A 14,274-nucleotide genomic window follows, 5' to 3' on the forward strand; every position below is an offset into this window, starting at 1 on the left:
CCTGGGGGGACAACAGCTTCGGCCAGCTCGGTGACGGAACCACCACCGACCGCCCCACCCCCGTCCAGGTCACCGGTCTCAACGATGTCACCGCCCTCGCCGGCGATGTGCTCTCGGGATATGCGCTGCGCAGGGATGGCACCATCCGGGCCTGGGGCTTCAACGGCAGCGGCCAGCTCGGCGACGGCACCACCACCGACAGCACCACCCCTGTCCAGGTCAGCGGCCTGAACCACGTCACCGCGCTCGCCAGCGGCGTGACCTCCGCCTACGCCCTGCGCGACGACGGCACCGTCTGGGCGTGGGGTTTCAACGGAGACTCCCAGCTCGGCGACGGCACCACCACCGACAGCACCACCCCTGTCCAGGTCAGCGGCCTGAACCACGTCACCGCCATCGCTGCCGGCGACTACACCGGCTACGCCCTGGCCGGTCGTGACCATGACGGGGTCGTGACCATGACGGGGACGGCCGGGAATCGCCCCCCACCCAATCAGACGGCGGTGGGCCGGTAGAGGCGGGCGTAGGCACCGCCGTCGGCGAGCAGCTCGCTGTGCGTGCCGTCCTCGACGACCCGGCCGTGGTCCATCACGTAGATGCGGTCGGCGTCAATCACCGTGGACAGCCGGTGCGCGATCACCAGGCACGTCCGCCCCACCGCGAGCCGGTCGAGGGCGGTGCGCACGGCGGCCTCGGAGAGGGTGTCCAGCGCCGAGGTCGCCTCGTCCAGCACCAGCACCCGTGGTGACTGCAGCAGGACCCGGGCGATGGCCAACCGCTGCCGCTCACCACCGGACAACCGGTAGCCCCGTGCGCCGACCCGGGTCGCCAGGCCCTCGGGCAGCCGGTCGAGCAGGGCGGAGAGGCTGGCGGCCGCCAAGGCGGCACGCAGCTCGTCGTCAGTCGCGTCCAACCGGCCGTAACGGAGGTTCGCCGCGATCGTGTCATGGAACAAGTGCGGGTCCTGAGGGACGACGCCGATCATCGTGTGCAGACGATCCGGCGGGATGTCGTCGAGGGGAACCCCGCCGAGACGGATGCCGCCGCGCCGCGGCCGGTGCACGCCGCTGGCCAGATAAGCGATGGTCGTCTTGCCGGCCCCGCTGGCCCCGACGACCGCCGCCGTCGTCCCCGCGGCGACTTTCAGGGTCACCCCGCGCAGGTTCCACGTCGGGTTGCCGTCCGGCCAGTCGCCGTCCGGCCAGTCCTCAGCCGTGGCGAGATCGTAGGAGAACCATACGTCGTCGAACGCCAGGTCGAGTCCCCGGCCGGCATCGAGTCCCCGGCGAGCGGCGGCCGGCGCCGGTTCCGTCCCGGACCGCGGTGCGCGGGGGACGGTCAGCGCGGGGGCCCGGGCCCCTTCGAACCTCAAGCGTACCTCGTCCTGCGGGACGTCAAGCAGGGCGAAGATCCGCCGGAAGGACGCGCCCGCGCCCGCGAGCTCCGCACGCAGGTTGACAGCGGACGACAGCGGTCCGAAGGCCACCAGCAACGCGCCGCCCAAGGCGGCGACCGTCCCGAGCGTGGTACGACCGCTGGAGACCAGCCAGGCCCCCAGCGCCAGCACCGCCGTCATCGTCGCGATGACCCCGAGGTTGACCAGGAACCGGACCCACGACATCAGCCGGGCCTGATCCTCGGCGGCGGCGAACAGCTCGGCGCCCGCCGCGTCGAACCGGGTCTGCTCGTAGTCGACCCGGTCGAACAGCCGCACGTGCAGCGCCCCGGAGACTGACGAGGTGTCGGCGACCTGAGCCATGAGCAGACCGTCGAGCTCCCGCTGGCGGGTGGACAGCGCGGCGAGCCGCCGCCGGCCCGAGCGGACGATCAGCAGCGTGGCCGGCGCGAAGACCATCACCGCCAGGCTCAGACGCCAGTCCAGCACGAAGACGACGATCGAGCCGACGACGATGTCCGCGATCCTGCAGATCACCGCCTGCACAGTGGCGGAGATCGCGTTCTGGGTGTTCAGGACGTCGGTGGACATCACCGTCATCATCTCCCCCTGCTGGCTGCGGGGAAAGAAGGCGAAGGGCAGGCGCTGCAGGTGAGCGTTCACCGTCTGACGGATCCGCACGGAGACAACGCCGCCGAGCCGGGCGATGAGCGCCATGCGCGCCGAGAGCACGCTCGACTCGAACACCAGCACCGCGCACAGCAGCAGGACGGGGACGACGAGGTCGCGCACCTGGCCGGTGGGCAACGACGTGTCGATGAGATGGCGCAGGACGAACGGCCCGGCGGCGACGGCGGCCGAACCGAGAACGGACAGCCCGACGAGAACCGCGACGACCCGGCCCTGGTCGGCGAAGAATCGGACGCTGCACCGCGCCTCGGGCGCGCCGGTCAACCGCGCGAGCGCACGCGCATGCAGGCGGATCGCCCACGACGGGACGGTCGTCTCCGGCAGGAAGGCCGTCTCCGACGGGACGGGCAGCGGCTCACGAATCACGCCGCCGAGGCTATGCCGACGCGCGCCGGGGCGGCGGACCTCCCGCCTGCTGCTGTCCCCCGCGGAGCACGACCCCGACGCCCCACCGCCCTGACGCGCGTCGGGGCGGTGGGGCATCAGGGACAGACCGACGGCGGTGGCGGAAACCGAAGGGTCGGCCGGGAGAAACCGGGGCCGGGATCCGGGAATCACCCGGGATCGTCAACGATTCCCGGACACGGGTCGTTGGACGCGCTCCTCCTCCAGACGCCTGCCTTCCACCGCGCCGGCGCCGAAGCCGGGAATCGCCAGGCCCTCCAGAGAGGCGGGCGGTCGGGAAACGCCCCGCAGCCGGAACCCCATGGCAATCTTGGTCAGCCCGACCGCCAGGGCCGTGAGGCCCACCCACAGGGCCAGCAGCGGCAGCGAGACCCGCTGGGAACCCACCACCCAGAACGCCGCCCCGATCTCCAACGCACCGACGATCAGCGGCATCCACCACTGGGCCGGGGTGGGCCGGCCCTCCGCCGCGGTGGCGTACTGCCCGGCCGCGGCCTGCTGCTCGGTCCGTCGGGCGACGAACGAGTTGACGACGTCGTAGAGACCCTTGGTCAAGAAGAACCAGGCCGCGATCCGGCCCACCGCCTTGACCGTGGGATCCGGCCAGACCAGCGCCACCACCCCGCCGGCCACGAACAGCACCGCGAGCAGCGCATGGGACCAGCGCCAGTCCCGGGCCGTCGTCGCCGCCGCCAGCAGCTCACTCACCGCGCCGAGGAGCAGGACGATCCCGAGAAGCACGGCGATCGACCGCACCGTGGTCAGATCGAACTGCGGAATGGCCAGCGCGAACAGGGCAAAAGCTGCTCCAACGGCAAGAAAACCAAACCAGGGCACATCTGTGGATCTTTCATGTGTACGACGATCTGAGGCAGTTATGTCGCTCACGATCCTATTCTCCCATCGTCGGTCACCGATACAAGGACCATTGCCGTCAGCTGGCGCTCGACATCACAGGTCAACAAGCTGATGCCCGCCACCCGGCGAACCACGCTTATCCGCTGGACATCATTCCGAACCGACGACGACGCCATATCGCCCGCGACGCTACTCAACTCCTCCCAGCAGGTGAGTGCCGCGCTGGGGCGGGAGGCAGACCCACCGCTGCCGCCGCCACCACACGACAAGATCACCCACGGGCGGCTGCGGCACCGAACGTCATGGATCGATGACGTAGGCGTAGTGAGGGGTAAGACTTAGGGTAGACTTTCCTTACTTGTACATTGGCTGGGTGACCCATGCAGGCCCGTCCCTCTCAGGCTCGACTGTGTTCCTCGCCCGCCACCTTGAACGGCACGGTGACCGCACGGCCGTTGTCACGGCTGAGGGCCGACTGTCCTACCGCGAGCTGGCGGCACGCGTCGACGCCGCCGCCGGTCGGCTCGGCGCCGGGCGGCGGCTGGTACTCCTCGCGGCGGTCAACACGATCGACGTCCTCGTCCTGTACCTGGCGGCGCTGTCCGCCGGGCACGCGGTCCTGCTGGTGCCGGGTGACAACGCCGCGTCGACCGACGCCCTGATCACGTCCTATGACCCCGACGTGGTGATCCGCCCCGCCGACACGCGGACGCGGATCCGCGTCGAGCAGCGGCGTGACGGCTCGAAGCACGACCTCCATCCGGACCTCGCGCTGCTGCTGAGCACGTCGGGCTCGACGGGCTCACCGAAACTGGTCCGGCTGTCGTACACGAACCTGCAGGCCAATGCCGAGTCGATCGTCGAGTGCCTCGGCCTTCGCCCCGGCGACCGCGCCGCGACGACCCTGCCCCTGTACTACTGCTACGGGCTGTCGGTCGTGCACAGTCACCTCCTGTGCGGGGCCGGTCTGATCCTGACGTCCCTGTCCGTCGTGGACGCCTGCTTCTGGGACCTCTTCCGGGACGGGCAGGGCACCTCGCTGGCTGGCGTCCCCTACACGTTCGACCTGCTCGACAGGATCGGTTTCGACGCGATGTCGCTGCCGCACCTGCGCTACGTCACGCAGGCCGGCGGTCGACTGGCGCCGGACCGGGTGGCCCGCTACGCCGAGCTCGGACGACGCAACGGCTGGGACTTCGTCGTGATGTATGGCCAGACCGAGGCCACGGCGCGGATGGCCTACCTGCCGCCGCACCTCGCGCCGACCCAGCCCCACACCATCGGAGTCCCGGTCCCGGGCGGGTCGTTCCGGCTCGAGCCGCTGGCCGACAGCACCGACAGCACCGACAGCACCGACAGCACCGACAGCACCGACAGCACCGAGGATCTGGGGCAGCTCGTCTATTCCGGGCCCAACGTCATGATGGGCTACGCGCGGACGGCCTCGGACCTCGCGCTCGGTCCGACGCTCGACGAGCTGCGCACCGGGGACGTCGCACGCCGCACCGACGACGGCCTGTACGAGATCGTGGGACGGCAGACCAGATTCGCCAAGGTCTTCGGGATCCGGATCGACCTGCAACACGTGGAGGACACCCTCGCCGGCCAGGGGCTCAGCGCCTGCTGCGTGACCGGCGACGACGCCGTCGACGTGATGATCGAGGGCGACCGGGACGCACCTTCGGTCCGCCAGCTGGTCGCGCGGGCCTGCCGGCTGCCGGAGAACACCGTCCGCGTCCACCGCCTGGCCGCCCTGCCCCGCCTGGCCACCGGCAAACCGGACCTGGTTGCGCTGCAGGAGATCGCCCGCGACGCGCGACCGGCGCGCACGACCGCGCCCACCGGACGGGACGGGCCGTCGGACGGAACAGCCGACGTACGTCGGCTGTTCGCCGAGCTGCTTCACCGCGACGATGTCACCGACGACAGCACCTTCGTGAGCCTGGGCGGCGACTCGCTGTCCTACGTGGAACTGTCACTGCGGCTGGAGGACGCCCTCGGACACCTGCCCGCCGGCTGGCACACCATGGCCGTGCGGGACCTGAAGCCGGCCACGCGACCGAAGCGCAGGGCTGGCGGCTCTGGCGGCTCGATCGAGACCAGCCTGCTGCTCCGCGCGGTCGCGATCGTGCTGATCGTCGGGACGCACGCCAACACCTTCGACACCGTCGGCGGCATCCTCGGGGGCGCCCATCTCCTCATCGCCGTCGCCGGCTACAACTTCGCCCGTTTCCACCTGACCGCGGCGCCGCGGCGCGACCGGGTCCGCGGGCTGCTCCGCAGCATCGCGTACCTCGCGGTGCCGAGCATCGTCTTCATCACCGTACTCGTGCTCGTCATGGACGAACACGGACCCGCCAACATCGTGCTGCTCAACAGCGTGTTCGGGCCGGGCCGCGCGGGCCCGCCCTGGGAGTTCTGGTTCATCGAAGCCCTGGTCCAGATCCTGCTGGTCCTCGCGGCCCTGCTCGGCGTGCCGGCGTTCGACCGCTGGCAGCGGCGCCGCCCGTGGGCCGTCGCCGCCAGTGTCCTCGCCGCCGGTCTGCTCACCCGCTTCGACGTCGTGGCCCTACCGCCGGGACCACGCCACACCCAGACGTCGGTGGCGGTGCTCTGGCTGTTCGCACTGGGATGGGCCACCGCCGCCGCGACCACGGTATGGCAGCGGCTGGTCCTCACGGCGGCGGCGGCGCTCACCATCCCCGGGTTCTTCGCTGACGCACGCCGGGAGCATGTGGTGCTCGGCGGCGTGCTCCTGCTGGCCTGGACCACGAGCGTCCGCTGCCCACGCCCGCTACGCCGGCTGGCGGGCCTGCTGGCCGGCAGCTCGCTCTACATCTACCTGACCCACTGGCAGGTGTTCCCCCTTCTGCAGGACGACCATCCGGTCCTGGCGCTGCTGGCCTCGCTCACCGTCGGCGTCGCCGCGTGGAAGGTCTCGTTCCATGCCATGGGCCTTCTCGGCCGGCTCACGGCAGGCGTGCCGATCCCGCTCGGCGCCAGGCGTCTGCTCCGCGGTTCGCCCGCCAGCGCCCCCGGCTTATGCCACTCGTCACATTCCACGGCGCTAAGGTAAGCATGAGTTAACTTCTAGACCGATTAGAGGTTCGAGGTCGGTCGGACGTGTCTGTCCAGGTGAAGTGTTCAGGTGGAGGAGCCCGATGGGTTCGATAGGAAGAACCTTGGTCGTGCTGGTGACGGCCACCTGCCTGGCCGGCCTGGCCGGCCTGTCAGCGTGCGGCTCGGGGGACGACGGGAAGACAATCACGCTCTACAACGCGCAGCACCAGGACCTGATGCGGGTGATGGTGGACGCGTTCACCAAGCAGACCGGCATCAAGGTCGAGCTGCGTCGCGGCGGCGACCCCGAGCTGGCGAACCAGATCGTCCAGGAAGGCGACAGCTCGCCGGCGGACGTCTTCGTCACCGAGAACTCGCCGGCCATGACGCTGGTCGACCGCGCCGGCGGCTTCAGCAAACTGGACCGGGCCACCCTGGGCCAGGTGCCTGACCAGTACGTCCCGAGCACCGGCAACTGGGTCGGTTTCGCGGCCCGGTCGACGGTGTTCATCTACAACCGCGGGCAGGTCGCCAAGAACGAGCTGCCCGCGTCGATCATGGACCTGGCGGGACCGGCATGGAAGGGGAAGGTCGGTGTCGCGGCGGCCGGAGCGGACTTCCAGGCCATCGTCAGCGCCGTACTCGCGGTGAAGGGCGAGAGCGCCACCGCCGAGTGGCTCGCCGGGCTGAAACGCAACGCGAAGATCTACGCCAACAACATCGCCGCGCTGCGCGCCGTGAACGCGGGCGAGGTCCCCGCCGCCGTGATCTACCATTACTACTGGTACCAGGACCAGGCGGAGTCGGGCAAGGACAGTAAGAACGTCGACCTGCACTTCTTCGGCCACCGGGACCCGGGCGCGTTCGTCAGCGTCTCCGGCGCCGGCGTCCTCGCGGCCAGCGACCAGCAGGCCGAGGCACAGCAGCTGGTCACCTTCCTCACCAGCGACGCCGGGCAGAAGGCGCTGGTCGACAGCGGTGCCCTGGAGTACGCCGTGTCCGACGCGGTCCCCACGAACCCTGCGCTGAAGCCGCTGTCGACACTCGATCCGCCCGACATCGACATCTCGACCCTGAACGGACCAAAGGTCGTCGAACTGATGCAGCGGGCGGGCCTGCTCTGAACGGTCAGCCCACGACGGCGGGATGGTGGGTACGCACCAGCCCGGCGTACCCGCGCCCGCTGCTGCTGGCCTGCGTGCTCGTCGCGCTGCTCGCGGCCGTCCCGCTGTTCTTCGTCGTCGGGTACACGGTCAGCGTGGGCTGGTCGGAGGCCTGGCGGCTGCTGATCCGGCCCAGGGTCGGCGAGCTGCTGGCCAACACCACCAAGCTCGTGACCGGCGGGATGGTGGCCAGTGCCGTCCTGGGCACGGCCGCCGCCTGGCTGGTGGAACGGACGACCCTGCCGGGACGACGGGTCTGGCACGTGCTACTCGCCGCTCCGCTGGCACTGCCCGCGTTTGTCGTCAGCTACGGCTGGGTCTCGCTGACCGCGGGCGTCGAGGGATACCCGGGCGCCCTGCTGATCGTGACACTCGCCTACTACCCGCTGGTCTACCTCCCCGTCGGCGCGACCCTGCGGGGGCTGGACCCGGCGCTGGAGGAATCCGCCAGGTCACTCGGGCTCGGCCCGTGGCGGACGTTCGCCAGGGTCGTGCTCCCGCAGCTGCGCCCGGCCGTCCTCGGCGGGTCGCTGCTGGTCGGCCTGCACCTGCTCGCCGAGTTCGGCGCCCTGCAGATGCTGCGGTTCTCCACCTTCACCACGGCCATCTACGACCAGTACCTCTCGTCGTTCAACGGCCCGGCGGCGAACATGCTCGCCGGCGTCCTGGCGCTGTACTGTGCGGTCCTGGTCGGCGCCGAGCTGAGCCTGCGCGGCCGGCACCGCTACGCCCGGCTCGGGCCCGGAGCCAGCCGCACCGCGCAACCCGCCCGGCTCGGCCGGCTCACCGCCCCCGCCGTCGCTGGGCTCGGCGCGGTCGTGGTCCTGGCGCTCGGCGTGCCGCTGGTGAGCCTCGTCCGCTGGCTGCTGGTAGGTGCCTCCGCCGCCTTCCCCGTCGGCGAACTGGCCGCCGCTGCCGCGACCGCGGCCGGGCTCGGCCTCGTCGGCGCGCTGTGTACCGTCCTGTTGGCGCTTCCGGTGGCGTGGCTCGCGGTACGCCACCCGGGCCGGATCGGGACACTGCTTGAACGCAGCACCTACACGGCCAACGCGCTGCCGGGCATCGTGGTGGCGCTCGCTCTCGTCACGGTCTCGCTGCACATCCTGCCGGCCGTGTACCAGACCACCACCCTCCTGATTGCCGCCTACGCGATCATGTTCCTGCCGCGGGCCACGGTGGCGGTACGGGGCGCGATCGCGCAGGCGCCACCCGTCCTGGACGACGTCGCGCATGCCCTGGGCCTGCGCCCGGCGCAGGCCTGGCGGCGGGTCACCCTGCCGCTGATCGCCCCCGGCGTCGGCGCCGGCGCCATCCTGGTGTTCCTCGCCGTGGTCACCGAACTCACCGCGACCCTGCTGCTGTCACCCACCGGCACCGAAACCCTGGCGACCGAGTTCTGGAGCAACGTCCGCGACGTCGACTACGGCGCGGCCGCCCCCTACGCGGGGTTGATGGTGCTGCTGTCGGCCCCGGCGACCTTCCTGCTCACCCGTTCCGTCAGGAGAAGCACGTGACAGCGCTGACCGTCAGCCAGGTCACCAAGCGGTTCGGCGCCACGACAGCCCTCGCCGGGATCGATCTACGAGTGCCCGAGGGCAGTGTGACGGCCGTACTCGGGCCGTCGGGCTGCGGCAAGACCACCCTGCTACGGCTGGTGGCGGGATTCGGCGACCCGGACGGCGGGACGATCGACTTCGGCGCCGAACGGGTGTTCAGCCCCGGTCGCAGCGTTCCCGCCCAGCGGCGGCGGGTCGGGTACGTCCCGCAGGAAGGTGCCCTGTTCCCGCATGTGGACGTCGCGGCCAACATCGGGTTCGGCCTGCCCCGCGCCGAACGCCGATCCGCCGGGCGTGCCGCCGAGCTGCTCGACCTCGTCGGGCTGGACGCGAGCCTGGCCTGCCGGTTCCCCCATCAGCTCTCCGGCGGCCAGCAGCAGCGCGTGGCGCTGGCGCGGGCCCTGGCCCCGCGGCCGTCCCTGGTGCTGCTCGACGAGCCGTTCTCCTCCCTGGACGCGGGGCTCCGCCTGAACACCGCCCGCGCCGTCGTCGAAGCGCTGCGCGCCAACCGGACCACCGCGCTGCTCGTCACGCACGACCAGAACGAGGCGCTGTCACTGGCCGACCAGGTCGCTGTCATGGCCGCCGGCCGCATCGCCCAGACCGGCACGCCCCCGGGCGTCTACGCCTCACCCGGCAACCCGACCGTCGCGGCCTTCGTCGGCGCCGCCGTGTTCGTGCCCGCCGTCGTCACCGGGCTCACCGCCTCCTGCGACCTTGGTGCACTCGCCGTCCGGCCCGGGTCTCCCCAGGGCGAGGCGCGCCTGCTCGTCCGGCCGGAACAGATCAGGCTCCTCGCCGCGGCGGACGGCGACGAGAACAAGAACCAGAACGAAGACCGGAACGGGGAGCGGGACAAGAACCGGAACGGGGTGGTCGGCCGGGTCACCGAGGTGCGGTACTTCGGCCACGACGCCACCGTCCAGCTCCGGCTCGACCGGTCCGGCCGCACCGTGACGGCGAGGGTGCCAGGGCACCAGCTCCCCGAACCCGGCACCCACGTGCGGCTGTCGATCACCGAGCCCGTCACGGCCTTCCCACCCCACTGACGCCAGGCGGGTCACAGCGCCAGGCAGGTCACAGCGCCAGGCGGGTTTGCGGGCCTCAATCAGAAACCGCGTCGCCCAGGTGACGAATGGGCTTTCGGCGCGGATCTGGTCGTACAGTGACCGCAGGCGCGCATGGTACCGCTCGACGCTGAACTCGGGAACGGTCCAGATCACCTTCCGCAGGAAGTAGATAACCGCGCCGACGTCGAGGACCTCGGTCCGCAGGGACTCCATCCGCAGGTCGACGATCTCCAGGCCGACGGCTTCGGCCCCGCCGCGGGCGGTGTCGGGGTGACGGGTACGGGGCGCCGAGGCCGGCAGCGGTCCCAGGAAGTACTCGCTCAGCTCGAGCATGCTCGACGGCCCGACCTGCTGGGAGAAGTAGCGACCACCCGGCCGCAGCACCCGGCCGATCTCCGCCCAGCAGGTCACCACCGGGTGACGGCTCACCACCAGGTCGAACGTCGCATCGGCGAAGGGCAACGACCTGTCGTCGGCGGCCACGACGGCCACGCCGCGGGGACCCAGCCGCGCGGCGGCCCGCGCGATGTTCGGCGCCCAGGACTCCGTGGCCACCGTGCGCCCGGCCAGCCGCGGCAGTCCAGCGAGAACCTCCCCACCGCCGGTCTGAACGTCCAGGCCCACGGCGGCCCGACCCATCCGCTCGCCCATCAGCCGGGCGTAGCCCCAGGACGGACGCTGCTCGGTGGCCCGCCCGTCCAACCAGGAGAAGTCCCAGCCGTCCACCGGCACCGACGCCGCCTCAGCAACAAGATCGTCGAATTGGCGCGCCATAGGCCGACCATGGCAGCACATCCACGCGGTCGCGAGCGAATTTCCTGCGCCGCCTCGCGGCCACGGTCCGGACGGTTCCAGGGCAGATGCCGGTAAATCTGGGGGAGGTAGTAACGCTCCGCGGGTCGAAAAGCGTGACTACCTCCCCCAAAGTCGTCGGGGGTCGGCGGGGTGTCCGAGGCCGCGGCCATGGCCGGCTACGCGCACGACGCGCTCGGCGTACCGGCGGAGAAGATCCTGCTGGAGACCTCGGCGCGGAACACCTGGCAGAACATCAAGCTCACCCTGCCCTTCCTCGAGACGGCGGACACCGTGGCGATCGCGTCCGATCCGCTGCACGCGGCGCGGGCCCGCCGCTACCTGTGGAAACTACGCCCGGATCTCGCGGCCCGACTGGTTCCCGCCGACGACTACCGGTTCCTAGATTACTGGTGGCTGAAGCTCCCGAGGGCCGCCAACGAGCTCGGCCGGGCACTCCGCTGGGCCACGGGTAAGCCACGGGTGCCGACGCAGGGATCACTCGCCCGCCGCGCCCCGCCAGAGCTTGGCCGCACGGATGAACAACGCGCCGAGCTCGCTCAGGTCAGCGAGCGTAGCTCCCGTTCACCTTGTCGCTGTCACGTTCCGTGTTGTCACGTTCCAGGACGGCCAGCCTGGAACCTCATCTTCACGTGAGGTCAAGGTGCTGTGAACAGGGCACAGGCGGAATCGGACCTCGGCACACGAGGCCGTTATCTCGACGCGACCGGGCGGGCGCCGGGGGGTAGATATCGACGGATCGTTACGAACCGGACATGACGCCGCAGCCCATCTTCGGCACGCTGGGCCGCACTGACCGTTCCGGGAACAGGTGACGAGGAAGCGGATGACCACGTTTTACGAGATCCTGGGCAGGGAGGCCTCGATCGCCGGGGTGGTGGCCACCTTCTACGATCGCATCCTGACCGATCCGGAGCTGGCGCCCTATTTCGCCAACACCGACCTGGCCAGGCTCCGCACCCACCAGGTCGCGTTCCTCGTCGCCGTGACCGGAGGCCCGAAGGCCTACGAGGGTCGTGATCTCGCGGCCGCCCATGCGGGCCTCGCCGTCACCGACGCCGCCTTCGACCGGATCGCCGGGCACCTCATTGCGGCTCTCACCGACGCCGGCCTCGGCGCCGGCACGGTCGCGGCGGTCACGAGCGCCCTGCTACCGCTACGCAGGTCGATCGTCACCGCCTGACCGTCACGTCACCGAACGACGACAGGTCCGCCGGTTGATTCGTACAGTCAGACTTATGACGTCGCCCACGCCTATGACGTCGCCGGCGGGAACCGCCCGGATCGACACCTGGATCTGGTGCGTGCGCCTGGTCAAGACGCGATCGCAGGCGACCGCCGCCTGCCGCGCCGGCCATGTCCGCCTCAACGGCGAGCGGGTCAAGCCGGCCCATCCGGTGCGGGCCGGGGACGAGATCCGGGTGCGCCAACCCGGGCACGAACGGGTCGTCGTCGTCACCCGGATCCTGCACAGGCGGGTCGGCGCGCCCGTTGCCGCGGAGTGCTTCGTCGACCACAGCCCGCCGGTCGCGCGCGAGGTGCCGCCGGTGGTGGCCGTGCGCGATCGGGGCGCCGGGCGGCCGACGAAGCGCGACCGGCGGGCGCTGGAACGCCTGCGCGACCAGCCCCGCTGGCCGGACGCACAGTAGCGGCGCCGCTAACGCACGGTAGCGGCGCTGCTACTGGGAGCCCAGTAGCGGCGCCCGGTCAGGCGAAGCCTCGGTCGAGAGAGTCCGCAATCGCCCACACACCATGACCATCCTCAGGAACCTCGCCCTGGGATTACTAACCCTGGACCACCCACCATGGGATTACTTCGCATCAACGGTATGAAGAAAATGAAGAAAGCGACCGAGTACATTGCCGGTGACCGGGACCGAGCCCTGCCGCTACGTGCCGCGTAGCGTTACCCGCGCCTGCAGAATCCGATCGCGAGGTTGATCTTCCTGGACGACACGGCCGGATCGCATCTCGCCGCACCGACCGGCTCGAACTAGAGTCAGGACCATGGGGCGAGCGTCATCCGGGTTGGCTCGGCGGAATTCGCGATGAGCTAGCGTGAGCAACCGGGCATGGACATCCTGGACCATTCGGCGGGGCAGCCCGCCCGTAATGGGCCTCCGGTCCGGTTCAGCATTGTGATGCCGACATACAACCGCTGGGACGTGGTATTGTAGAGTATTGTGGGACTCAGGCACCTCGATATGCCGTGGCCCTGCGAACTGATCGTTGTCGTCGACGGTTCCACGGATGGCACCGAGAAGGCTCTCCGGGCCGTCTCCCTGCCGTTCTCCAAGCGTATCCTGTGGCAGGAGAACGCGGGCGCGGCTGCGGCGAGAAACCGTGGCGCCGCGAGCGCGCTCGGCGAGTTCATCCTCTTCCTCGACGACGACATGGCGGCGGACCGGCGGCTCCTCGTCGAGCATGAAAAGCTTCTCGCCGACGGCGCCGACGCCGTGGTCGGCCACATCCCGATGCACCCCGCCTCGCCGCCCACGGTGCTCACCTACGGAGTCGACCGGTGGGCCCGGGCGCGCCGCCGGCGGCTGCTGCGGTCGGACGGGCGGCTGACCGTCGCGGACCTGCTCTCCGGGCAGGTGTCGATGCGGGCGTCGACCTTCGTCAGGCTCGGCGGTTTCGACACGAGTTTTACCGCCGGCGGCAGCTTCGGCGGTGAGGACACCGACTTCCTCTACCGGCTGCTGCAGAGCGGTGCGCAGGTTCGATTCGCCGCCGACGCCGTCTCCTACCAGCGTTACGTCGTTTCGCCCGAGGCGCACCTGAGGCAGTGGACGCAGGCCGATGCCGCGCTTGCCCGAAAACATCCGGGTCTCGGTGACCTGCTCTTTGCCCAGCATGGCGGGAAGACGGTCAAAGGAATCCTCGCCAGGGCCGCGGCGGCGGCACCACCCTGGGCGTCCCGCGCCCCGGCGGGTCTCGTGCTCGGAAGGGTCAGCGCCGGGAAGGTGGACCGGCCCACCAGATGGATGTTCCTGGGACTGCGGGACTGCTCCTACTGGCGGGGAGCCCGCCAGCGCGGCGGCCTCCTGCACGCACCGGACGTGGGCCTGCGGGTCCTCGCCTATCATGCGATAGAGGACGTGTCGGATCCCCTGCTGAGCAGGTATGCGGCCCCTCCGCCGCAGTTCCGGGCCCAGCTGACAGCCCTGCTGGACGCCGGCTTCACCTTTGTCGGGGCCGATGAGCTCCTGCGTCATCTCGACGGCCGGCCCGCCCGGCATCAGGGCTCTTCGAAGTTAAGC

The 14,274-nt window shown here is 70.6% G+C and carries 10 protein-coding genes and 2 pseudogenes; 9 read left to right on the forward strand and 3 right to left on the reverse strand.

The genetic code is table 11. The features are described 5' to 3' along the window. A partial coding sequence (locus tag AC08OQ_RS07030) for an RCC1 domain-containing protein (RefSeq protein WP_476611953.1) occupies window positions 1-515 on the forward strand: 515 nt, incomplete at its 5' end. Here AC08OQ_RS07030 and AC08OQ_RS07035 read toward each other — a convergent pair. Beyond that, window positions 494-2,452: an ABC transporter ATP-binding protein gene (locus AC08OQ_RS07035; RefSeq protein WP_476600175.1), complete on the reverse strand. Its 1,959-nt coding sequence runs from the start codon at window positions 2,450-2,452 to the stop codon at window positions 494-496. The genes AC08OQ_RS07030 and AC08OQ_RS07035 overlap by 22 nt on opposite strands. Before the next feature lie 201 nt (window positions 2,453-2,653). Beyond that, complete coding sequence (locus AC08OQ_RS07040) at window positions 2,654-3,328, reverse strand: HdeD family acid-resistance protein (protein WP_476600177.1); 675 nt, start codon at window positions 3,326-3,328, stop codon at window positions 2,654-2,656. Window positions 3,329-3,758: 430 nt separating this feature from the next. On the opposite strand from AC08OQ_RS07040, the gene AC08OQ_RS07045 reads away from it, so the two are divergent. The 4 genes from AC08OQ_RS07045 (at window position 3,759) to AC08OQ_RS07060 (ending at window position 10,177) form a co-directional block, all read left to right on the forward strand. Beyond that, on the forward strand, window positions 3,759-6,425 hold the full coding sequence (locus AC08OQ_RS07045) for an AMP-binding protein (RefSeq protein ID WP_476611954.1): 2,667 nt from the start codon (window positions 3,759-3,761) through the stop codon (window positions 6,423-6,425). 112 nt (window positions 6,426-6,537) lie between these two features. Continuing rightward, window positions 6,538-7,533, forward strand: a complete 996-nt coding sequence (locus AC08OQ_RS07050) for an iron ABC transporter substrate-binding protein (protein WP_476595570.1) — start codon at window positions 6,538-6,540, stop codon at window positions 7,531-7,533. Between the two features lie 74 nt (window positions 7,534-7,607). Beyond that, a complete protein-coding gene (locus tag AC08OQ_RS07055; RefSeq protein WP_476600181.1) occupies window positions 7,608-9,086 on the forward strand; it encodes an ABC transporter permease in 1,479 nt (492 codons plus the stop codon). Continuing rightward, window positions 9,083-10,177: an ABC transporter ATP-binding protein gene (locus AC08OQ_RS07060; RefSeq protein WP_476600183.1), complete on the forward strand. Its 1,095-nt coding sequence runs from the start codon at window positions 9,083-9,085 to the stop codon at window positions 10,175-10,177. Before AC08OQ_RS07055 ends, AC08OQ_RS07060 begins: the two co-directional genes overlap by 4 nt. A 390-nt stretch (window positions 10,178-10,567) precedes the next feature. On the opposite strand, the pseudogene AC08OQ_RS07065 reads toward AC08OQ_RS07060, so the two are convergent. Then, window positions 10,568-10,993, reverse strand: a pseudogene (locus AC08OQ_RS07065) (class I SAM-dependent methyltransferase); the annotation flags it as partial. A gap of 147 nt (window positions 10,994-11,140) precedes the next feature. On the opposite strand from AC08OQ_RS07065, the pseudogene AC08OQ_RS07070 reads away from it, so the two are divergent. The 4 genes and pseudogenes from AC08OQ_RS07070 to AC08OQ_RS07085 all read left to right on the forward strand — a co-directional run. Beyond that, window positions 11,141-11,647 (forward strand): annotated as a pseudogene (locus AC08OQ_RS07070) (YdcF family protein); the annotation flags it as partial. 190 nt (window positions 11,648-11,837) lie between these two features. Next, a complete protein-coding gene (locus tag AC08OQ_RS07075; RefSeq protein ID WP_462186939.1) occupies window positions 11,838-12,194 on the forward strand; it encodes a group I truncated hemoglobin in 357 nt (118 codons plus the stop codon). A 73-nt stretch (window positions 12,195-12,267) separates the two neighbouring features. After that, entirely contained in the window at window positions 12,268-12,660 is a 393-nt protein-coding gene (locus tag AC08OQ_RS07080; protein WP_476600185.1) for an RNA-binding S4 domain-containing protein, read from the forward strand. A 555-nt stretch (window positions 12,661-13,215) separates the two neighbouring features. Then, window positions 13,216-14,274 (forward strand): glycosyltransferase family 2 protein (locus AC08OQ_RS07085; RefSeq protein ID WP_476611955.1); only part of this gene is annotated, 1,059 nt, incomplete at its 3' end.

The organism is Frankia sp. CcCS3, assembly GCF_977927575.1.

Bases quoted from the DNA above. Each gene is read 5' to 3' on its own strand.
- AC08OQ_RS07075 (WP_462186939.1), top strand. From the start codon at position 11,838: ATGACCACGTTTTACGAGATCCTGGGCAGGGAGGCCTCGATCGCCGGG.
- AC08OQ_RS07080 (WP_476600185.1), top strand. From the start codon at position 12,268: ATGACGTCGCCGGCGGGAACCGCCCGGATCGACACCTGGATCTGGTGC.